Source organism: Burkholderia sp. LS-044, from assembly GCF_004803625.1.
GTDB lineage: Bacteria > Pseudomonadota > Gammaproteobacteria > Burkholderiales > Burkholderiaceae > Burkholderia > Burkholderia cepacia.
Genome location: NZ_SSWO01000014.1, coordinates 157551 through 176608, shown reverse-complemented (window position 1 = coordinate 176608; position 19058 = coordinate 157551). Strand labels below are relative to the sequence as shown.

At 65.4% G+C, this 19058-nt stretch carries 21 protein-coding genes and 1 riboswitch; of the genes, 18 read left to right on the top strand and 3 right to left on the bottom strand.

The annotated features are described in order from the left end of the window. Nucleotides 1-208: 208 nt before the first annotated feature. From E9536_RS30190 to arsH, 4 genes are read left to right on the top strand one after another with little or no spacing between them, the layout of a single operon-like run. On the top strand, nt 209-541 hold the full coding sequence (locus E9536_RS30190; RefSeq protein ID WP_042975389.1) for a metalloregulator ArsR/SmtB family transcription factor: 333 nt from the start codon (nt 209-211) through the stop codon (nt 539-541). Continuing rightward, a complete protein-coding gene (gene arsB, locus E9536_RS30185; RefSeq protein WP_060171741.1) occupies nt 538-1608 on the top strand; it encodes an ACR3 family arsenite efflux transporter in 1071 nt (356 codons plus the stop codon). Before E9536_RS30190 ends, arsB begins: the two co-directional genes overlap by 4 nt. A 20-nt stretch (nt 1609-1628) precedes the next feature. Further along, the gene (gene arsC / locus E9536_RS30180; RefSeq protein WP_060318724.1) at nt 1629-2051 is read left to right on the top strand and encodes an arsenate reductase (glutaredoxin); all 423 of its coding nucleotides are present in this window, start codon (nt 1629-1631) and stop codon (nt 2049-2051) included. Next, on the top strand, nt 2029-2766 hold the full coding sequence (arsH, locus tag E9536_RS30175) for an arsenical resistance protein ArsH (RefSeq protein WP_124534736.1): 738 nt from the start codon (nt 2029-2031) through the stop codon (nt 2764-2766). The genes arsC and arsH overlap by 23 nt, the downstream gene beginning before the upstream one ends. A gap of 73 nt (nt 2767-2839) precedes the next feature. Here arsH and E9536_RS30170 read toward each other — a convergent pair whose 3' ends face one another. Then, nucleotides 2840-3850: a sodium:calcium antiporter gene (locus E9536_RS30170; protein ID WP_027789836.1), complete on the bottom strand. Its 1011-nt coding sequence runs from the start codon at nt 3848-3850 to the stop codon at nt 2840-2842. Between the two features lie 114 nt (nt 3851-3964). Further along, a riboswitch (yybP-ykoY riboswitch) is annotated at nt 3965-4099 on the bottom strand. A gap of 682 nt (nt 4100-4781) precedes the next feature. On the opposite strand from E9536_RS30170, the gene E9536_RS30165 reads away from it, so the two are divergent. The 6 genes from E9536_RS30165 (at nt 4782) to E9536_RS30135 (ending at nt 8691) form a co-directional block, all read left to right on the top strand. Further along, the gene (locus E9536_RS30165) at nt 4782-6038 is read left to right on the top strand and encodes a DUF6402 family protein (protein ID WP_060197666.1); all 1257 of its coding nucleotides are present in this window, start codon (nt 4782-4784) and stop codon (nt 6036-6038) included. After that, nucleotides 6011-6691, top strand: coding sequence for a hypothetical protein (locus tag E9536_RS30160; RefSeq protein WP_136471797.1), 681 nt, complete (start codon nt 6011-6013; stop codon nt 6689-6691). Before E9536_RS30165 ends, E9536_RS30160 begins: the two co-directional genes overlap by 28 nt. A gap of 163 nt (nt 6692-6854) precedes the next feature. Continuing rightward, nucleotides 6855-7082 carry a DUF1289 domain-containing protein gene (locus E9536_RS30150; protein WP_081064888.1) on the top strand — a complete coding sequence of 76 codons (228 nt, stop codon included), beginning with the start codon at nt 6855-6857 and terminating at the stop codon, nt 7080-7082. A gap of 125 nt (nt 7083-7207) precedes the next feature. Continuing rightward, entirely contained in the window at nt 7208-7483 is a 276-nt protein-coding gene (locus E9536_RS30145) for a metal/formaldehyde-sensitive transcriptional repressor (protein ID WP_021159994.1), read from the top strand. Nucleotides 7484-7495: 12 nt separating this feature from the next. Further along, the gene (gene dmeF, locus E9536_RS30140) at nt 7496-8503 is read left to right on the top strand and encodes a CDF family Co(II)/Ni(II) efflux transporter DmeF (protein ID WP_027789833.1); all 1008 of its coding nucleotides are present in this window, start codon (nt 7496-7498) and stop codon (nt 8501-8503) included. Between the two features lie 2 nt (nt 8504-8505). Next, nucleotides 8506-8691: a DUF1289 domain-containing protein gene (locus E9536_RS30135; RefSeq protein ID WP_021159996.1), complete on the top strand. Its 186-nt coding sequence runs from the start codon at nt 8506-8508 to the stop codon at nt 8689-8691. A gap of 73 nt (nt 8692-8764) precedes the next feature. On the opposite strand, the gene E9536_RS30130 is transcribed toward E9536_RS30135, so the two are convergent. Both E9536_RS30130 and E9536_RS30125 read right to left on the bottom strand, forming a co-directional pair. Further along, nucleotides 8765-10177 (bottom strand): heavy metal sensor histidine kinase, encoded by a 1413-nt coding sequence (locus tag E9536_RS30130; protein ID WP_136471795.1) that lies wholly within the window; start codon nt 10175-10177, stop codon nt 8765-8767. Further along, nucleotides 10174-10845, bottom strand: a complete 672-nt coding sequence (locus E9536_RS30125; protein WP_027789830.1) for a heavy metal response regulator transcription factor — start codon at nt 10843-10845, stop codon at nt 10174-10176. The genes E9536_RS30130 and E9536_RS30125 overlap by 4 nt, the downstream gene beginning before the upstream one ends. Before the next feature lie 266 nt (nt 10846-11111). Here E9536_RS30125 and E9536_RS30120 point away from each other — a divergent pair, with 266 nt between their 5' ends. The 8 genes from E9536_RS30120 (at nt 11112) to E9536_RS30085 (ending at nt 18405) form a co-directional block, all read left to right on the top strand. Then, a complete protein-coding gene (locus E9536_RS30120; protein WP_059709946.1) occupies nt 11112-11468 on the top strand; it encodes a hypothetical protein in 357 nt (118 codons plus the stop codon). Between the two features lie 90 nt (nt 11469-11558). After that, nucleotides 11559-11837: a hypothetical protein gene (locus E9536_RS30115; RefSeq protein ID WP_059688620.1), complete on the top strand. Its 279-nt coding sequence runs from the start codon at nt 11559-11561 to the stop codon at nt 11835-11837. Further along, complete coding sequence (locus E9536_RS30110) at nt 11834-13330, top strand: TolC family protein (RefSeq protein ID WP_136471793.1); 1497 nt, start codon at nt 11834-11836, stop codon at nt 13328-13330. The genes E9536_RS30115 and E9536_RS30110 overlap by 4 nt, the downstream gene beginning before the upstream one ends. Before the next feature lies 1 nt (nt 13331). Next, nucleotides 13332-14627 (top strand): copper oxidase, encoded by a 1296-nt coding sequence (locus tag E9536_RS30105; protein ID WP_136471791.1) that lies wholly within the window; start codon nt 13332-13334, stop codon nt 14625-14627. Between the two features lie 68 nt (nt 14628-14695). Continuing rightward, nucleotides 14696-15043 (top strand): copper-binding protein, encoded by a 348-nt coding sequence (locus E9536_RS30100; RefSeq protein ID WP_027789825.1) that lies wholly within the window; start codon nt 14696-14698, stop codon nt 15041-15043. Nucleotides 15044-15057: 14 nt separating this feature from the next. Continuing rightward, the gene (gene copC, locus E9536_RS30095) at nt 15058-15438 is read left to right on the top strand and encodes a copper homeostasis periplasmic binding protein CopC (RefSeq protein ID WP_136471789.1); all 381 of its coding nucleotides are present in this window, start codon (nt 15058-15060) and stop codon (nt 15436-15438) included. After that, nucleotides 15435-16376, top strand: a complete 942-nt coding sequence (locus E9536_RS30090) for a CopD family protein (protein ID WP_136471787.1) — start codon at nt 15435-15437, stop codon at nt 16374-16376. The genes copC and E9536_RS30090 overlap by 4 nt, the downstream gene beginning before the upstream one ends. Nucleotides 16377-16590: 214 nt before the next feature. Then, a complete protein-coding gene (locus tag E9536_RS30085) occupies nt 16591-18405 on the top strand; it encodes an ExeM/NucH family extracellular endonuclease (RefSeq protein ID WP_136471785.1) in 1815 nt (604 codons plus the stop codon). The last annotated feature ends 653 nt before the right edge of the window (nt 18406-19058 follow it).

The following is a 19058-nucleotide window of genomic DNA, read 5'->3' as shown; positions in this document are numbered from 1 at the left end:
TGACGGCACGCCGGTGCCTCGCCGATCCGTGAACCGGGGCGGCGGCCGCACCGGCGCCGCGCATGTCGGGCCGGATGCGGCTCGCGCGGCGGCGTCCGACGATGCGCGGCGGGTCGGGTGCAGCCCGGTTATGCCGTTCGACGGGGGCTCGGCACCTTTATTTCAACAATTCTTGAAATATGGAAATGAAGACGCTATCCTTCGCGCCATGGACTCCAATCTCGTCGTGCGCGCCCTGGGCGCGCTTGCTCATGAAGCGCGCCTGGCCATCTTTCGCGCGCTGGTCGTCGCCGGGCCGCAAGGGCTGCCGGCCGGTGCGATCGCCCAGCAGATCGGGCTGTCGCCATCGAGCCTGTCGTTTCATCTGAAGGATTTGTCGCATGCGGAGCTGGTCACCGCGCGTCAGGACGGCCGGTTCATCTATTACGCGGCGAACTTCGAATCGATGAGCGGCCTCATCGGGTTCCTGACCGAAAACTGCTGCGCCGGCGCTGCGTGCGGCGTGCCGGCGGCGCCGGCCTGCTGCGGGGACCGCACATGAGCGGCTCGAACGCGGCCCCGTCGCAAGCCGCGGCGGCCAGGCCCGCCATCGGATCATTCGAGCGCTACCTGACCGTCTGGGTGGCGCTGTGCATCGTGCTCGGCATCGCGCTGGGGCTGGCACTGCCGGGGCTCTTTCAGCGCATCGGCCGCCTGGAATACGCTCAGGTCAACCTGCCCGTCGGGTTGTTGATCTGGGTGATGATCGTGCCGATGCTCGTCAAGGTCGACTTCGGCGCGTTGCATGAGGTTCGCCAGCACGTGCGGGGGATCGGCGTCACGCTCGTCGTGAACTGGCTCGTCAAGCCGTTTTCGATGGCCTTGCTCGGCTGGCTGTTCATCCGGCAGCTGTTCGCGCCGATGCTGCCGGCCGACCAGATCGACAGTTATATCGCCGGCCTGATCCTGCTGGCCGCCGCGCCGTGCACGGCGATGGTGTTCGTGTGGAGCCGGCTGACCGGCGGCGATCCGCTGTTCACGCTGTCGCAGGTCGCGCTGAACGACAGCATCATGGTGATCGCTTTCGCGCCGCTGGTCGGCCTGCTGCTGGGGATGTCCGCCATCACGGTGCCATGGGCGACGCTGCTCACGTCGGTCGTGCTCTATATCGTCATCCCGGTGATCCTCGCGCAAGCGTGGCGCAGGCTGTTGCTCGCCAGGGGGCAGGCGGCGTTCGACCGCGCGATGGCGAAGATCGGCCCCTGGTCCATCGCCGCGCTGCTGGCCACGCTGGTGCTGCTGTTCGCGTTCCAGGGCGAGGCGATCCTGAAGCAGCCGCTGGTGATCGCGCTCCTCGCGGTGCCGATCCTGATCCAGGTGTTCTTCAACGCGGCGCTCGCCTATGGGCTCAATCGCGTCGTCGGCGAGAAACACAGCATCGCGTGCCCGTCGGCGCTGATCGGCGCGTCCAACTTTTTCGAGCTGGCCGTGGCGGCTGCCATCAGCCTGTTCGGCTTCCACTCGGGCGCGGCGCTCGCGACCGTCGTCGGCGTGCTCATCGAGGTGCCGGTCATGCTGCTCGTCGTGCGCGTCGTCAACCGTTCGAAGGGCTGGTACGAGCGCACGTGAAATCAATCAGGATTCCGGAAATGACCGACATCACGATCTATCACAACCCCGATTGCGGCACGTCTCGCAATACGCTGGCGATGATACGCAACAGCGGCGTCGAACCGCGTGTCGTGCTGTACCTCGACACGCCGCCCGGGGAAGATGAATTGCGCGCGCTGATCGCGGCGATGGGCATCCCCGTTCGTGACGTGCTGCGTCGCAAGGGCACACCGTATGACGCGCTCGATCTCGACAATCCGAAATGGAGCGACGACGATCTGATCGGCTTCATGGTCGCGCATCCGCTCCTGATCAATCGCCCGATCGTCGTCACCCCGCTCGGCACGCGGCTGTGCCGCCCGTCCGAACGAGTGCTCGACATCCTGCCCGATCCGCAGAACGGGCCGTTTGCGAAGGAAGACGGCGAAATCGTGATCGATGCGGAGGGCAAGCGTGTCTGACCGCCTGAACGATCTGCCGCAACTCGACGCCGCGCTGTTTCGCGTGCCGGACGCGAGCCTGCTGCAACCCGTGCGCCCGTCGACGCATCCGCCACGCATCGTGCTGCTCTACGGTTCGTTGCGCGCGCGTTCGTTCAGCCGGCTGCTGGTCGAGGAGGCGGCGCGGCTGCTGACGGCCATGGGCGCCGATGTCCGGATCTTCAATCCGTCCGGCTTGCCGTTGCCCGACGATGCACCCGAGCATCACCCGAAGGTGGCGGAGTTGCGCGAGCTCGTGCAATGGTCGGAGGGCATGGTGTGGTGCTCCCCCGAGCGGCACGGCGCGATGACCGGCGTGATGAAAGCGCAGATCGACTGGATTCCGCTGTCGGTCGGCGCGGTACGGCCGACGCAGGGCAAGACGCTGGCGGTCATGCAGGTCAGCGGCGGATCGCAATCGTTCAACGCGGTCAACCAGATGCGGGTGCTCGGGCGCTGGATGCGCATGCTGACCATTCCGAACCAGTCGTCCGTCGCGAAGGCGTTCATGGAGTTCGGCGACGACGACAGGATGAAGCCGTCCGCGTATTTCGACCGGGTCGTCGACGTCATGGAGGAACTGGTCAAGTTCACGCTGCTCACGCGCGACGTCGGCGCGTACCTGACGGACCGGTACAGCGAGCGCAAGGAAAGCGCCGAACAGCTGTCGCAGCGTGTGAACCAGACGCGCATCTGAACCGCTCGCGGGCACGCGGCGCGGCGGTGCATCGTTCGCACCGAGGCAGCGTGCCCGTACCGGGTGAGCCGGGTTACCGGGCCAGTGTCAGGAACAGATAGGCTGCGTAACCCGCGCCGTTCGCCAGCAACGCCCAGATCGCGAGCCCGCGCGTGCGCGCGTTGACGCGCAGCCATGCGGCCGCCGCGAGCGTGACGATCACGCCGGTCAGCACTTCGAGGCGCGGTTCCCACGGCGTCAGCATGATGCCGATCGCCGGCAGCAGCGTGCCCTGGAACACCATCGCGCCGGTGATGTTGCCGAACGCGAGCGTGTCCTTCCCGCGGCGGATCCACAGCACGCTGTTGACCTTCTCGGGCAGCTCCGTCGCGATCGGCACGATGATCAGCGACAGCAGCAGGGCCGATACGCCGAGCACGTGCGACACGCCTTCCACGCCGTGAATGAAACCCTTCGCCCCGCCGACCAGCAGCGCGACGCCGATGAGCAGCTGCAGCGCGATAGTCGCAAGATTGGTCGGCACGCCCAGGCGCGACAGGAACATCTTGTGCGGCGCCTCGGTGCCATGCCCGGCATCGACGAGCTGGTTCGACGCACGGAACGTCATCACGACATACATCACGTAGATCCCGACCAGCATCGCGGCGAGCAGCGCGCGCACGGCGCTGTTGTGATGCGGGACGAACATCGCGGCGGTGGCCAGCGAGAACGCGGCGAGAAAGTAGTTCAGGTCGCGCACGAAACCCGTCCGTTCGGGCGCGATCGTGCCGCGCGGCCCGCGCGAGCGGATCACCGCGAGCGTCATCAGGAACGTGGTGAGCGTGGCGAGCATCAGCGGCGCGCCGAGAATCGCGCCGACACCGATCTCCTCGTTCACGGCCGGGTTCGCCGTGCCGCCGGCGAGCGCGAGCAGCGGCACCATCGTTTCGGGCAGCGCGGTGCCGACGGCGGCGAACAGCGAGCCGGTGACGCCTTCGGAAATCTTCAGGCGTTCGCCGAGATGCTCGAGCGCATTGGTGAAGACCTCGGCGGCGACGAGGATGACGATCAGCATGACCGCCAGTTCGACGAACATGAACGTCATGCGGCACCTCCGCGGGCATGCGTGCGGACGGCGGCGAAACGCGGGGAGAGGGCGGCGGGGAACATGGGGACTCCGTGGTCGGACGTTGACGAACCATGGCACATCCGCCGACGTCCGACCAGGAACGACGCGATGTGCCGATGGTCTCGCCAGGCCGATCAGGCTGAACGCGCCACGGCCGCAGGCCGAGTGTGTTGACGCGTTCGCTTTCCGGAGACGGAAAGCAGGCTACTCCCCAAAGACGAAGGGCAGTCTAGCCGAGCGGGTTGCTTTCGACAAGCATTCATTTCGAACGGCATTGTCGGGTGGGTATAGGGAGATGCTGAATGACTGGGCACGCAATGACCTGGCCGATGTGCTGTGTCGATCGTGGGGCCGACGGATGCGGACACAAAAGAGGCGGAAGTGCTCCTTGTCAAAGACGAGGTTGACCGCCCGGCAGAACCCGTCGCTGCAGTACACGCGCATCTCGTCGGTGACGTGCTGCAAATGCCCTTTGAGGCCGGCAGGCTAACCATGCCGGAGCGACTGGCATGGACCGGCAATCTGCGACGGTATCGATGGGTGGTTGGTGACCATCTTCGTGTGATCGGGGTGCGATTTCGTCGAGGACGTTCGTGGCGGGATGCGAGACACATACCACCGCAGCCCGTCGATGCGAATCTGTTCACTCCACGCGCCCGGCCCCCGTGGAGGCTGACACGGTCGCCATAATGGCAGACGAGGGGGCTGCGGAACTCGAGGATGCGATGTTGAGCCGTGTGGCGACGAAACCTTCTGTAACAGTCGTGCCGTCGGAAGACTGCCCGTACCGCTATGTCCTACGTAGGTTCGGCTGGATCTGACAAGTTGTCTTCGTTATCGACGTTGGAAATGCCGGGGTTTTGATTACGCTGAGACCGGTTCTCTCGCGAATCGTCATTCAAGCGCTATGCCCAACGTCAAAAAAGTCCCGTATTACCAGCTGGAATCCGGAGTCTTCTATTCCGGCAAACGTTGGAAATGTCACGCTGGAGGGGGCGGATGCATTCCCATCGACACGCAGCAAAAAATCTCGTTCGACAGGCGTGCGCCGAACGAGCCGCCATCGCCGCCCAAGGCACCTGCACCGGTCAAGCGGCATCACACGTCCACCCCTGCGCCAGCGCCCACCGAACCGCCTGCCAAACCGCAGCCGAACGACAAGCCTCGGGACGCGGAGCAAGCCGACAAACTGCCCGAGTTCGATCTGCAGGACATCCCCAAAGCGATGGACAAGATGGGCTGGCCAATCTCGGCCAAGCTGGCGCGGAAATGGTTTGCGAGCCCAAGACATGTCTATAACAACGACCTCAACTCTGTACAGCCGCTCGATGACACGACGGTTTCCCTGGATTGGGCACTGAAATTTCGCGGTGCAACGGAACGATTCAATCAGCTTGTCCGGCAAGCGATTTACACGCCGAATGCCGCACGCGCAGTAACGAAAGTCCTGGCGCCCGTGGTCGAGCGGAGTTTTTCGGCCGGACAAGTGAGCGCGGGAGGTATTGCTATCGACACCTCCCCGTTTCTGACTGCTCCGCTCCAGTTTCACATCGCCTGGGGATTTCAGTACCAGCCAGTATCATCCCTCGACACGCTCGACGGTACCGCGATGACGGATTTGACCGGCGCCCTGGCGAACTTCAACTTCTACGCTGCCGTAGGGAAGGCGGCCGTTACCGGCGAACGCTTTTATCAATACGAAGGCGAGAACAAGATCTTCTGTCTCGAGCCTGTCGCGCGGATCACTCACGTCTATGTCTACATCAAAGACAGCTATTCGTTCAACGACGATTCGCTTTCCAAGAGCCAATACCTCGGGCACTGGAACAGGAACGGGATGGTTCTGTCCTATGCCGCGGCGGTCAACGATTTTTTCAAAAGCAGCAACTTGAACGTCGGGAACTCGACTATTGAAGAATGGCGGTATCTCCCCGCGGGCGAGGAGGTCAACAAGCCGATCGACAAACGCACCAGCTTTTTTCGGAAGTTCCTGGCGAAGGATGTCTACTGGCCAGTTCATAACAAGACGTACCGCGACTGGAGGTCGGCGCATAATCGTGGTGGCGACTTCATGGTCTACAGTCGCCCTAAACTCATCAAGCTGGACAAACCGATCATTCTGAAATTCGACACCGTATGCAGAACCGTCCCGGCCGAGCAATGAAGGCGACCGCCGTCATTCTCAAAGCGGTCTCGACCGTTGTCGTCACATGCCTGGTTGTCGCCATTGCATGGATGTTCGTGCCAGTGGACGTCAGGAATGCGATCGTGCTTTTCTCGCTCAAGCATGCGAAGAGCACGATCTTCGCCATCACGTCGATCATCTTCGTGCTCTACTTCTACCGGCTTGTCAGAAATATCGGCCATTTCAGCAGAGCGATGCGCGCAGGACTGGCGATCGTCACGCTGGGCTTCCTGGCATTCTTCTATCTCGTCGGCGTTCGCGGGATCACGACCGACGAAACCGACTGCCAGCGATACAACTACAACGCGAAACTGAACGGCGGCATCAAGCAGGTCGATGGCACAACCTATATCGTCAACATCTGCGGAAGTGGCCACCGCGGCAATGTCCTTTTTGCTGATCAAAACGAACAGATCAAAATCGTCGTGGCCGATGAGCACGGGTCGACACTTGCTACCCGGCTGTTTTTCGTCTTCTGGGGCGGCCGGCCTGGAAACGATCCGATCGAGATCCACGACGGCAAGCTGATCTACTTCGACGCATCGGATGCGTACGACAGCACGCGGACGATCTCGATGCCGCCGACCACGATAGATTGGGTCGCGGCGAGAATTCCGATTTCGCTGCGCTGATCCGGGTGCTGAAACGCGTCGCAGTCCCTGTGCCACGCGTCGGCACGAGCCACGTGTGCCCGATCGTGTCGGTCGAGACTGCCGATGCAGCGCGTGACGTGCGATTCGACGGTGTGTCCCACGTGACCGTCGAAGTGATGACGCCTGCGAAGGCGGCCTGACCGTGGCTGTGAAATCACCGTGCGTCGAGCCGTGTGTGTTCGACGACCGTATCGGATTCTGCGTGGGCTGCCTGCGGACGCGCGACGAGGTGCATGACTGGAAGAGGGGGACCGATCGTCGCCGGCACAAGATACTGAACGGCGGCACGCGCCGGCAAGCATCGTGCTCATGGCGCCATCGGCGTCGATGCACCGATGACCAGACTTCCCGCGCCGAGAAACAGCCTTGACGCTTCGCATCTAGCCGAGCGGATACCTTTCGACAAGCCTTCATCTCGAAAAATATACCCCTCTCTCCTATACGGGAACCCTTCCGGATATATACTCCCCCTCCCTATTCAGGAGCCCGTCGTCGATGAGCCATACCGTTCGTGAAAAACAGAAGCTGCTGAACCGCGTGCGCCGGATCAAGGGCCAGGTCGAGGCCATCGAGCGCGCGCTCGGGGAGGAGCGCGGCTGCAACGAGGTCCTGCAATTGATCACGAGTTGTCGCGGCGCGATGAACGGGCTGCTGGCCGTCGTGCTGGAAGACCACATTCGCGAGCATCTGGTCGATGCGCACGAACCTGACGCACACGAAGGCAGCGCGACCGAGCAGCTGATCGACGTGGTGCACAGCTATTTCAAGTAATCGAGGCAGGACATGAACGCTTTCCGGGATGACGCGTTCGGCGCGGGGCACGACCATATCTTCCTCGGTGCGGCGCACGAGCAGAACGAACGCAGGACGTGGATGGTCATCGGCCTGTGCTCGGCAATGATGGTGGCCGAGATCGTCGGCGGCACGCTGTTCGGGTCGCTCGCGCTCGTCGCCGACGGGTTGCACATGTCGACGCACGCGGGCGCGATGCTGATCGCCGCGCTGGCCTATACCTATGCGCGCAAGCATGCCGATGATCCGCGCTTCGTGTTCGGCACCGGCAAGCTGGGCGACCTGGCCGGGTTCACGAGCGCGATCGTGCTCGCGATGATCGCGATCCTGATCGGCTACGAGGCCGTTGCGCGTCTGCTGGCGCCCGTTCCCATTCATTTCGGCGAAGCGATTCCGATTGCCGTGCTGGGGCTCGCGGTGAACCTCGCCAGCGTGTGGCTGCTGAGCGGCGGCCATCACCACGGGCATGGTCATGGGCACGGTCATCATCATGGGCACGACCACGACCATGATCACGACGATGATCATCATGCGCATCACGGTCACGGTTCGCACACGGCAGCCCATCGCGACCACAACATCCGGTCGGCCTACGTTCACGTGATCGCCGACGCGGCCGTGTCGGTGCTGGCCATCGTCGGCCTGCTGCTCGCACGTGCATTCGGCTGGGTCTGGATGGACCCCGTCGCGGGCATTGTCGGCGCGCTCGTGATCACGAACTGGTCGTACGGGCTGATGCGCGATACCGGCGGCATCCTGCTCGACGTCAACGTGGATCGCAAACTGGCGGCGCGCATACGTGATGCGATCGAGGCGCTGGGCGACAAGGTCAACGATCTTCACGTGTGGCGTGTCGGCCCGGGCCACATGAGTGCGATCGTGTCGGTCGAGACCGTCGAGACGGTGCGCGACGCGCGTTTCTACCACGCGCTGATCGAGGGTTTCGACGGCGTGTCGCACGTGACCGTCGAAGTGATGACGCCTGCGAAGGCGGCCTGACCGTGGCCGTGAAATCACCCTGTATCGAACTGTGCGCGTTCGACGGCCGGACGGGCTTTTGTGTCGGCTGCCTGCGCACGCGCGACGAGGCGCGTGACTGGAAGAAGCTGACCGACCATCGCCGGCACCAGATACTGAACGATCGCAATCGCCGCCAGGCGAAAATCCGGCGCGAACCGGGAGAGTGAAGGGGCGTCGTCGTCGTGCTTCGCCTGGTGTCGCGCCGGCCGTCATGCCGACGCGACACGCGCGGGAAACGCCTTACCCCTCGACGCCGCGCGGAAAATGCAGCGCAAACGTCGTGCGCCCGTCACGGCTTGCGACCTCGACCTTGCCGCGATGCAGCTCCATGATCGATTTCACGATCGCGAGCCCGAGGCCCGCGTTGCGCGCCGCGCCGTGCCGCGACGAATCGATGCGGTAGAAGCGCTCGAAGATCCGTTCGACCTGTTCGGGCGGAATCGCGGCGCCGCGATTGGTGACTTCGACGACCGCATACCCGCCTTGCGTGGACACCGCCAGCTCGATCGTCGACCCGGCTTGCGCGTGTTCGAGCGCGTTCGACGCGAGATTGCTGACGGCGCGCCGGAACAGCGTCGCATCGGCGACGACAGTCGCTTCGCCTCGAACGTCGATGCGCACGCCGGCTTCATCGGCAAGCGCCTGGAAATACGACGCGAGCCGGCGCAACTCGCCGCCCGCGTCAAGTTCGCTGGTCTTCAGGTGCTGACGCGCATTGTCGGTGCGCGCGAGAAACAGCATGTTCTCGATCATCCGCTGCAGCCGTTCGCATTCCTCGATGTTCGAATCGATCAGCGCTTCGTATTCCTCGGTCGTGCGCGCGCGCGACAGCGTGACCTGCGACGAACTGATCACGTTGGCGAGCGGCGTGCGCATGTCGTGCGCGAGATCGGACGAGAACTGGGAGAGCCGCACGAACGCGCGTTCGAGGCGGTCGAGCATCCGGTTGACCGACGTCGCGAGCTCACGCAGCTCGACCGGGCCGCCCCGCGCGTCGAGCCGCGCGTTCAGGTTGTGCGCCTCGATGCGTGACGTCTGCCGGCCGAGGCTCTCGACCGGGCGCAGGCCGCGCGACGCGACCGCGTAACCGAGCGCGCCGACCAGCAGCGCGCCGGCGGCCGCCGCGAGCCAGATGTCGACGCGATAGCTTTCGAGCAACGACTGGCGATCGGTCGCCGTGCGCGCAAGCGCAACCTGGATCGCATCGCCGGACGGCAGCGTGGCGCGCGCATACACGCAGCGCGACGTGCCGATGCCGGGCGGCGCGCACGTGAACGGGGTGCCGGTTGCGCTGGCCGGATGGGGCGCGGCGATCACCGACGCCAGCGTGTGGCCGGCTTCGTCGGAATGCTCGACGAGCGCGCGGTTCCGCGCGTCGTAGATGCCGAGATAGACGCCCGGATGCGACAGCAGCACTTCATGAAACACGGCCGGATCGGCGCGCAGCGCGGCAGCCGAGCCGCTCGCGTGCGCAAGCTGCAGGAACTGGTTGAGCTTGCCGGAGATCTCGATGTCGTCGCGCCGCGTCAGCTCGGCGGACAACGAGCGATACAGGTACGCGCCGGTCAGCGCGAACACGAGCGCGGCGACGACGGCGAACGCCAGCGTCAGGCGCCGCAGCAGCGAATACGAGGCCGGGCTGCTGCGCGTCACGAACGATCCTCGAGCACGTAGCCCATCCCGCGGATCGTGTGGATCAGCTTCTTCTCATGGGCGTTGTCGATCTTCGCGCGCAGGCGCTTGATCGCGGCATCGACGACGTTCGTGTCGCTGTCGAAATTCATGTCCCAGATCTGCGACGTGATGAAGGTGCGCGTCAGCACTTCGCCTTCGCGTTCGGCGAGCAGCTGCAGCAGCGCGAATTCCTGCGCGGTCAGGTCGATGCGGGTGTCGGCGCGCCGCACGCGGCGGCGGATCAGGTCGACTTCGAGATCGGCGACATGCAGGATGTCGCGCACGTTGCGCGGTGCGCGTCGCAGCAGCGAGCGGATGCGCGCGAGAAACTCGGCATACGCGAACGGCTTGAGCAGGTAGTCGTCGGCACCCAGCTCGAGCCCGGCGACCTTGTCCTCGATCGCCTCGCGCGCCGTGAGCAGCAGCACGGGCGTCTGCTTCTGCGCGCGCAGGCGCCGGAGCACCTCGAAGCCATCCATTTCCGGCAGCATCACGTCGAGCACGACGAGATCGAAATCCTCGTGCAGCGCAAGGAACAGCCCGTCCTTGCCGGTTTCCGCGATGTCGACCGTGTAACTCGCCTCCATCAGCCCTTTCCGGAGGTACGACGCCATCTTGGGTTCGTCTTCGACTATCAGTATCCGCATGGTGAGGCAGGCTGTCCGTGATTCCAGCCGGTCAGTGTAACGCGTGAGCATAGGGCGCCGAGCGTGCGCGAAGAATGACCGCCGGATGACGGAATTGTCATGAAGCGCTTGCGGCGCGTCGCCCGCGTTTCATGAAAATCCGGTCATGTTTCGGCCATGTCGTCGTCACCGCGACGGCGATAAGCTGCGGCCGTCTTGTCCCCCGGCACGCGCTGTCACGGCGCCGCGCCGGCCCATCCGGTCGTTGCCTGCCTGATTCCGCATCCATGTCGTACTGGCGCAAATTCCTCCTTGTCGTGCTGCTGGCGCTGAGCCTGCCGATCCAGTCGTTCGCGACTGTTTCGATGCAGTGCGAACGCGTTGCCGTCGCGCCGATGGAAGCGGCGTCGCACACAATGCCGGCCGCGCAGGACGGCCATCACGATGCCGACAGCCACGCCCGGCATGCGCCGGCGTGTTCCGCGTGCGTGTCCTGCTGCGTCGGCGCCGGCATGTCGGGCGCGCCCGCCGTCCCCGCCGCGGCCGGCGTTCGCGCGGCGATCGTCTCGCCACCGCCCGCGGCCGGGGTCGTGTCGTTCCTGACCGGCGGCATCGACAGGCCGCCGCGCCGGCTTCTCGTCTAGACCCCGCCCGCGGCCCCGACCGGCCGTGCTCCGCAATCCGCTCCGGCGGCGGCATCCCGTCCGCCGGACGACTCACGACGAGACCCATTCATGCGATTGATTACTGCGGCGCTGCTTGGCGCGGCGGCCATCGTGCCGTCGCTCGCGCCTGCGCAAACCCCGCTGCCCGATCCGGCGGACGCCGCCGCGGCGGTGCCGGACGTCACCGTGACGTCCGCATTCGACGGCTACCGGCCGTATCGTGACGACGAAGGCCCGGGCTGGAAACAGCTGAACCGCGACGTGACGGAACGGCCCGCGAAGGGGCGCACGACCGGTCGTGCGGCTGGCGGCGCTACCCGTTCGATGCACGAGGAGGCCGCGCGATGACGATGCTGTCGATCTCGCCGAGGATCGGCGCGGCCGCGGCCGTGCTGGCCTTCCTCGCCGGCTGCACGACGTTTTCGAAGGACGGCGGTTTCGACGCGGTGTCGTCCGTCGCGTCGGAGCGCATCGGCAAGGACGCGGTCGTGGTCAGGACCGACGCCGACCGTGAAGCCGTCGACACGCGCACGAAGGAACTGCTCGCCAAGCCGCTGTCGATCGACGATGCGGTGCAGGTCGCGCTGCTGAACAACCGCGGCCTGCAGGCGTCGTACGCGGAACTGGGGCTGTCGGAGGCCGATCTCGTCCAGGCCGGCCGGCTGCCGAACCCGCGTTTCGCGTTCAGCCGCACGCGCGCGGGCGACGGCGAGCTGACCCTCGGCCGCACGTTCTCGGCGAACGTGTTCGCGCTGCTGACCCTGCCGCTCGCGACGAACATCGAACGCCGCCGCTTCGAGCAGACCAAGCTCGAAACCGCCGACGCGATGCTGAAGGTGGCCGCCGACGCGCGCCGCGCGTATGTCGAGGCCGTCGCGGCCGAACAGGCCGCGAACTATGCAGGGCAGGTGCGCGATGCCGCGAGTGCGGCCGCCGAGCTGGCGCAGCGCATGCGGCAGGCCGGCAACTTCAGCCGCCTCGATTACGCGCGGGAACAGGCGTTCCACGCCGATGCGGTCGCGCAGCACGCGAAGGCGCGCCAGCAGGCCGTGGCCGCGCGCGAGAAGCTCACGCGCGCGATGGGGCTGTGGGGCGAACGCACGCAATACGCGCTGCCCGAGCGCTTGCCCGACCTGCCGAAAACGCGGCCGAACCTGCCCGATCTCGAACGCTTCGCGATGCGCAACCGCCTCGACATCCAGGCCGCGAAGCTGCAGACGCAGGGTGTCGCGTCGTCGCTCGGCCTGAGCAAGGCCACGCGCTTCGTCAATGCGGTGGATCTCGGCTACGTGAACGACTACGAGACCGGCAAGGGGCACGAGCACGGCTTCGAGATCAGCGTCGAGATTCCGCTGTTCGACTGGGGCGGCGCGAAGGTCGCGCGGGCGGAGGCCGTCTACATGCAGTCGGCGAACCGGCTCGCGAAAACGGCCATCGACGCGCGTTCCGAAGTGCGCGAGTCGTATGCGGCCTACATGACGAGCTACGACGTCGCCACCCACTATCGCGACGAAGTCGTGCCGCTGCGCAAGACGATCTCGGACGAGCTGCTGCTGCGCTACAACGGGATGCTCGCGAGCGTGTTCGAGCTGCTGGCCGATGCGCGCGAACAGGTCGGCGCGGTGAACGGCTACATCGATGCGCTGAAGGACTACTGGCTCGCCGAAACCGATCTGCAGATGGCCGTCGGGGGGCGGCTGCCGACGCCGGGCGACGTGCCGCATGCAACGCCATCTGCCCGGCCGGAATCCGCTTCAATCGCCGACGCTGCGCCGCAGCCGGCTTCCACCTCCGCGGCGCAATCGGCGCCCGCGACGCAAACGCATCCTGAAGGTCATTGACATGGTGTCCCGTCGACAATTTCTCAGCCACTCGGGCGCCGCGCTGCTCGGCGCGGCGATGGTCAGCAAGGCCGGCGCCGCGTCGTTGCCGGAAGCGCCCACGATGGCGAAAACCGGCACGCAGCCGCCGCTCGTGCCGCCGAACGGCCGGCCGTACACGCCCGTCGCGACGCTGAACGGCTGGACGCTGCCGTGGCGGATGAAGAACGGCTGGAAGGAGTTCCACCTGACGGCCGAGCCCGTCGTGCGCGAGATGGCGCCCGGCATGAACGCGAACCTGTGGGGCTACAACGGCCAGTCGCCCGGGCCGACGATCGAGGCCGTCGAAGGCGACAAGGTGCGCATCTTCGTGACCAACCGGCTGCCCGAGCACACGACGATCCACTGGCACGGGCTGCGGCTGCCGAACGGGATGGACGGCGTCGGCGGCCTCACGCAGCCGCATATCCCGCCCGGCAAGACCTTCGTCTACGAGTTCCAGCTCGAGGCGCACGGCACGTTCATGTATCACCCGCACGCCGACGAGATGGTGCAGATGGCGATGGGGATGATGGGCATGTTCATCGTGCACCCGAAGGATCGCGGCACGATGCCGGTCGATCGCGACTTCGTGTTCCTGCTCGCCGCGTACGACATCGATCCGGGCAGCTACACGCCGCGCGTGAACGAGATGACGGACTTCAACATGTGGACGTTCAATTCGCGCGTGTTCCCGGGCATCGATCCGCTGCCCGTGCGTGCGGGCGACCGCGTGCGGATTCGTTTCGGCAACCTGACGATGACGAACCATCCGATCCACCTGCACGGCTACAGCTTCGAAGTCGCGGGCACCGACGGCGGCTGGATTCCGCCGGCGGCGCGCTGGCCGGAAGTGACGGCCGATGTCGCGGTGGGCCAGATGCGCGCGATCGAGTTCACCGCCGATCGCCCGGGCGACTGGGCATTCCACTGCCACAAGTCGCATCACACGATGAATGCGATGGGCCACCAGGTGCCGAATTTGATCGGCGTGCCGCAGAAGGATCTCGCGCAGCGCATCGGCAAGCTCGTGCCCGACTACATGGCGATGGGCAGCACGGGCGGCGCGATGGGCGGCATGGAGATGCCGCTGCCCGACAACACGCTGCCGATGATGACGGGCACGGGCCCGTTCGGGCCGCTGGAGATGGGCGGCATGTTCACGGTCTGCAAGGTGCGGCAGGGCCTCGGCCGCAACGACTATCGCGATCCGGGCTGGTTCAGGCATCCGAAGGGCACCGTCGCGTACGAGTACACCGGCGAACTGTCGGACGGTTGAGCAGCAGCATGCGGCGGCCGTACCGATGCGGCCGCCGGTTTCCATTCACTCACACGGGAGTCGACACGATGAAGCAGGGACTGGTTTTGATGGCAACGGGTTGGGCGCTGGCGTTTTCCGCCGCGTCGTACGCGGCGGGCGACATGGCCGGCATGGACATGAGCGGTGGTGCGAAGCAGGAAGCCGCGGCAAAGCGGAGCATGTCGCACGGCGAAATCCGCAAGGTCGACACGGCTGCGGCCAAGCTGACGATCAAGCACGGCCCGCTCGAGAACCTCGGGATGGACGCGATGACGATGGTGTTCAAGGTGAAGGACCCGGCGATGCTGTCGCAGGTGAAGGTGGGCGACAAGATCGACTTCGTCGCCGAGGACGTGGGCGGCGCGCTGACCGTCGTCGAGCTGAAGAAGCCGTGACGCGAGGCATGAACATGAAGATCACGACTCTCAGGCGGCTGGCCGCCGTCGCCGCGGCCGGCACGATCGTCGCGGCCGCGCCGGTCGCCGCATCGGCGCACGGCAAGCTGGAAAGCGCCGCACCGGCGACGGGCAGCACGGTCGACACGGCGCCCGACACGTTGCGGCTTGCATTCAACGAAGACCTCGAACCGACGTTCAGTTCGGTGAAGGTGTCGGACGCGAACGGCAACGCCGTCACGCAGGAAAAGGCGAAGGTCGATGCGTCGAACCCGCGCGTGATGACCATTGTGATGCCGAAGCTCGCGCCGGGCGCGTACACGGTGCAGTGGGTCGCGATGACGGCCGATGCGCATCGCACCAAGGGCGCCTATACGTTCAAGGTGAAAGGGTGAACGACGGCTTCGTCGGTCTCCTGCGGCTCGTGTCGGTGGCGATCCAGAATGCCGGGTTCGCCGTCGTCGTCGGCGCGCTGCTCGGCAGCCACTGGCTCGCGCGCGGCGCGTCGGCGTGGCAGCACGGCATCGGGCGGCGGCTCGTCGCGACGCTGCGCATCGCGTCCGTCGTGTCGCTGCTTGCCAGCCTCACCGCGTTCTGGGCGCACTGCGCGCTGATGAGCGACGTGTCGATGCTCGACGCCGGGCCGGCCGTCCGCGCGATGCTCGCGGGCACGGGTTTCGGCCACGCGTGGCTGGCCGGCGCCGTATTCATGCTCGTCGTCGTGCTGCTGTCGTTCGTCAGGCGAGCGCACGATTCGCGCTTTCCGTTCGCGATCTGGGCCGCGCTCGCCTGCGTCGCGCTTGCGCGCAGCAACGGCGGACATCCGGTCGACGCGGGGCTGTTCAGCGTGCCGGTATGGGTCGACTGGCTGCATCTTCTGGCGATCAGCGCGTGGGTCGGGCTCGTGCTCGTGACGGCGTTCGGCGTGATGCCGCGGCTCATCGGCCTGCCCGCGAGCGAACGCACGACGGGCGCATCGTTCGTGCAGTCGCTGTCCGATGCATCGACATATGCGCTGATCGTGCTGTTCGCAACCGGCGCGTACAACGGCTGGCGCGGCGTCGACACGCCCGCCAACCTGCTCGCGTCGACGTACGGGCAGATCCTGCTGCTGAAGCTCGCGCTGGTGTTGATCGCCGCAGCGCTCGGCGGGCACAACCGCTTCTTCGAGATGCCGAAGCTGTTGGCCGCGCTGAAGGATCCGGCCGCCGCGATGCCGGCCGGCCCGCTGCGGCAATTCGGTGCGGTGCTGCGGATCGAGGCGGTCGTGCTCGGCGGCGTGCTGATGGTGGCGGCCGTGCTCGTGTCGAGCGCGTTGCCGGGGACGGTATAGCGCGGCGGACCATGCGCGAAGGCACGCGGGGGAATCGTCGCGAGCACGACGAATTTATTGCCGGACGATTTCCCCGCATTTTCAGGCCAGAACATGCGAACGGTGGCGATCGCAGCGTGATGACGATAATTACATCGGCCTGTCTTTCGATTACCAAAAACTGTCATTGAGCGCCGCTAAGCTTTCGCCACCCTCACAACCGGGATTCCCCGTCATGCGCTCGACAATCCGCCTCTTCACCCCGCTATTGCTGCTCCCGACGCTCGCCGCGCCGGTTTTCGCCGCCACCGCCGCGCCCGTCAGCCCGAACTGCGGCGGCAGCACGACGCCGATCGCCGACATCCAGGGGCCGGGCGCGCCGTCGCCGCTCGCCGGCCAGAACGTGTCGATCGAAGCCGTCGTCACCGCCGATTTCGGCGGCACGGACGGCTTCGGCGGCTTCTTCGTCCAGCAGGCCGACGCGCAGCGCCGCAACCAGCCGGGCGTGTCCGAGGGCCTGTTCGTCTATGCGCCGAAAGTGCGCGCGAAGGCCGGCGACCTCGTGCACGTGACGGGCAAGGTCGAGGAGAAGTACGGGCAGACGCAGCTCACGCAGTCGGGCGCGATCGCGGTGTGCGCGAACGGCCAGGCCGTCACGCCCGCGACGCTCACGCTGCCGGTCGACAGCCCGAACGCGTTCGCCGCGTATGAAGGGATGCTGGTGCGCCTGCCGCAGACGCTGAACGTCACCGACAACTACGAACTCGGCCGTTACGGCAGCGTGATGCTCAGCAACGGTCGCCTGCGCACGCCGACGAGTGTCGTGCCGCCCGCGCAGGCACAGACGCAGATCGATGCGAACGCACGCAACCGTCTCGTCCTCGACGACGGCTCGAACAAGCAGAACCCCGCGACCGTGCCGTATCCGGCGCCGGGCCTGTCGGCCGCGAACACGCTGCGTGCGGGCTACACGGTGCGCGATGTCGAAGGCGTGCTCGAAGTGCGTTACGGCGCATGGCGCGTGCAGCCGCTGCCCGGCGCGGCCGTGCCGGCATTCGACGCGCGCACGAACCCGCGCACCAATGCACCCGCGCGCGATCCGAAATCGAACCTGCGCGTCGCGTCGTTCAACGTCCTCAACTACTTCAACGGCAACGGTCTCGGCGGCGGCTTCGACGATCCGAACAACCGCGGCGCGAAGAACTTCCAGGAATTCCAGCGCCAGGAAGCGAAGATCGTCAGCGCGCTGAAGGCGATCGACGCCGACGTGATCGGCCTGATGGAAATCCAGAACAACGGCTACGGCGAACTGAGCGCGGTACGCCAGCTCGCGGCGAAGCTCGGCAACCACTGGCGCGTGGTCGATCCGGGCGTGTCGCGCCTCGGCGGCGATGCGATCGCGGTCGCGCTGATCTACGACAGCCGCAAGGTCGAGCCGGTCGGCCGCGCAGCCACGCTCGCGATCGACGACAAGAACCGCCAGCCGCTCGCGCAGTCGTTCCGGCTGGTCGGCGGCAACAAGCAGTCGCTGACGGTCGCGGTCAACCACCTGAAGTCGAAGAACTGCCCGGACGCCACGAACGACGATCTCGACCAGGGTGACGGCCAGGGTTGCTGGAACCCGACGCGCACGCGCGCGGCGGCGAAGGTGGCCGACTGGCTCGCCGGCAACCCGACGGGCGTCGCGGGCCAGGGCGTGCTGCTGATCGGTGATTTCAACAGCTACACGTACGAAGACCCGATCCGCACGCTCGAATCGCGCGGCTACCGCAACCTCGTCGCGCGCTGGATCGGCGCGGATGCGTACAGCTACGTGTACAACGGCGAAGCCGGTTATCTCGATCACGCGCTCGCGACACTGCCGCTCGCGTCGCACGTGAAGGCCGTGCACGAATGGCACATCAACGCGGACGAGCCGCTCGCGCTGCAGTACACGCTCGCCTACAAATCGGCGGAGCAGCAGAAGACGTTCTACGCGCCGGATGCGTATCGTTCGTCGGATCACGACCCGGTGCTGATCGATATCGCGCTGCCGGGCGGCGGGCATTGAGCGCGGTTTGAACCGGCTTCGCGATGGACGACGTGCGGCACGTGCGCACGTCGTCGCGCGGGCGGCGGCGGATGAATCGCACGCCGCTCGCGCATCGACAAACCCGGCCGGATATCGGGTAAATAATTCCACTGGAACCGAGGCAATTCCGCGAAATCGGTATTTTATGGATGACGGGGAGGCTAAACCGCGGATTGAAGAATGATTGAAGTGAATCGAATCTTCGAATCAAGCCTGCATTTCGCCGCAATGCATTAATCGATTGGAGATAATAAAAATGAAAGAAAAATCCTGTCGATCTGAAGGTATTGGGCGTGCTGCATCAATGCAGTAAAGGCTTCGTCGTTGTTCGCGAAAAAGTAAAATATCCGGCGCGGCATTGCCGACAAGACGCACCTTGCACGAATAATCCCATTTTCTTTCAAATGCCAGACACTGGCGGCCCTTCGCATCATTGCGGGATTTTTAATATCGGAATGATCTTTGACAACGCGGCGCAGCACCGCCTATTTTGTCGATGTCGTAAATTTCGGTAATCAGAAAAGAAGTCCAAACTGCAGGGGGCGGTTCAAGCACGATTCTCGCCAGCAGTTTGCTGTGTCTGTATCACGTTCAGTCTCTTGAAGCAGTCCGATCCCAACCGCCTTTGCGCG

Bases quoted from the DNA above. Each gene is read 5' to 3' on its own strand.
- E9536_RS30190 (WP_042975389.1), top strand. From the start codon at position 209: ATGGACTCCAATCTCGTCGTGCGCGCCCTGGGCGCGCTTGCTCATGAA.
- arsB (WP_060171741.1), top strand. From the start codon at position 538: ATGAGCGGCTCGAACGCGGCCCCGTCGCAAGCCGCGGCGGCCAGGCCC.
- arsC (WP_060318724.1), top strand. From the start codon at position 1,629: ATGACCGACATCACGATCTATCACAACCCCGATTGCGGCACGTCTCGC.
- arsH (WP_124534736.1), top strand. From the start codon at position 2,029: ATGCGGAGGGCAAGCGTGTCTGACCGCCTGAACGATCTGCCGCAACTC.
- E9536_RS30170 (WP_027789836.1), bottom strand. From the start codon at position 3,850: ATGACGTTCATGTTCGTCGAACTGGCGGTCATGCTGATCGTCATCCTC.
- E9536_RS30165 (WP_060197666.1), top strand. From the start codon at position 4,782: ATGCCCAACGTCAAAAAAGTCCCGTATTACCAGCTGGAATCCGGAGTC.
- E9536_RS30160 (WP_136471797.1), top strand. From the start codon at position 6,011: ATGCAGAACCGTCCCGGCCGAGCAATGAAGGCGACCGCCGTCATTCTC.
- E9536_RS30145 (WP_021159994.1), top strand. From the start codon at position 7,208: ATGAGCCATACCGTTCGTGAAAAACAGAAGCTGCTGAACCGCGTGCGC.
- dmeF (WP_027789833.1), top strand. From the start codon at position 7,496: ATGAACGCTTTCCGGGATGACGCGTTCGGCGCGGGGCACGACCATATC.
- E9536_RS30125 (WP_027789830.1), bottom strand. From the start codon at position 10,845: ATGCGGATACTGATAGTCGAAGACGAACCCAAGATGGCGTCGTACCTC.
- E9536_RS30120 (WP_059709946.1), top strand. From the start codon at position 11,112: ATGTCGTACTGGCGCAAATTCCTCCTTGTCGTGCTGCTGGCGCTGAGC.
- E9536_RS30115 (WP_059688620.1), top strand. From the start codon at position 11,559: ATGCGATTGATTACTGCGGCGCTGCTTGGCGCGGCGGCCATCGTGCCG.
- E9536_RS30110 (WP_136471793.1), top strand. From the start codon at position 11,834: ATGACGATGCTGTCGATCTCGCCGAGGATCGGCGCGGCCGCGGCCGTG.
- E9536_RS30105 (WP_136471791.1), top strand. From the start codon at position 13,332: ATGGTGTCCCGTCGACAATTTCTCAGCCACTCGGGCGCCGCGCTGCTC.
- E9536_RS30100 (WP_027789825.1), top strand. From the start codon at position 14,696: ATGAAGCAGGGACTGGTTTTGATGGCAACGGGTTGGGCGCTGGCGTTT.
- copC (WP_136471789.1), top strand. From the start codon at position 15,058: ATGAAGATCACGACTCTCAGGCGGCTGGCCGCCGTCGCCGCGGCCGGC.
- E9536_RS30085 (WP_136471785.1), top strand. From the start codon at position 16,591: ATGCGCTCGACAATCCGCCTCTTCACCCCGCTATTGCTGCTCCCGACG.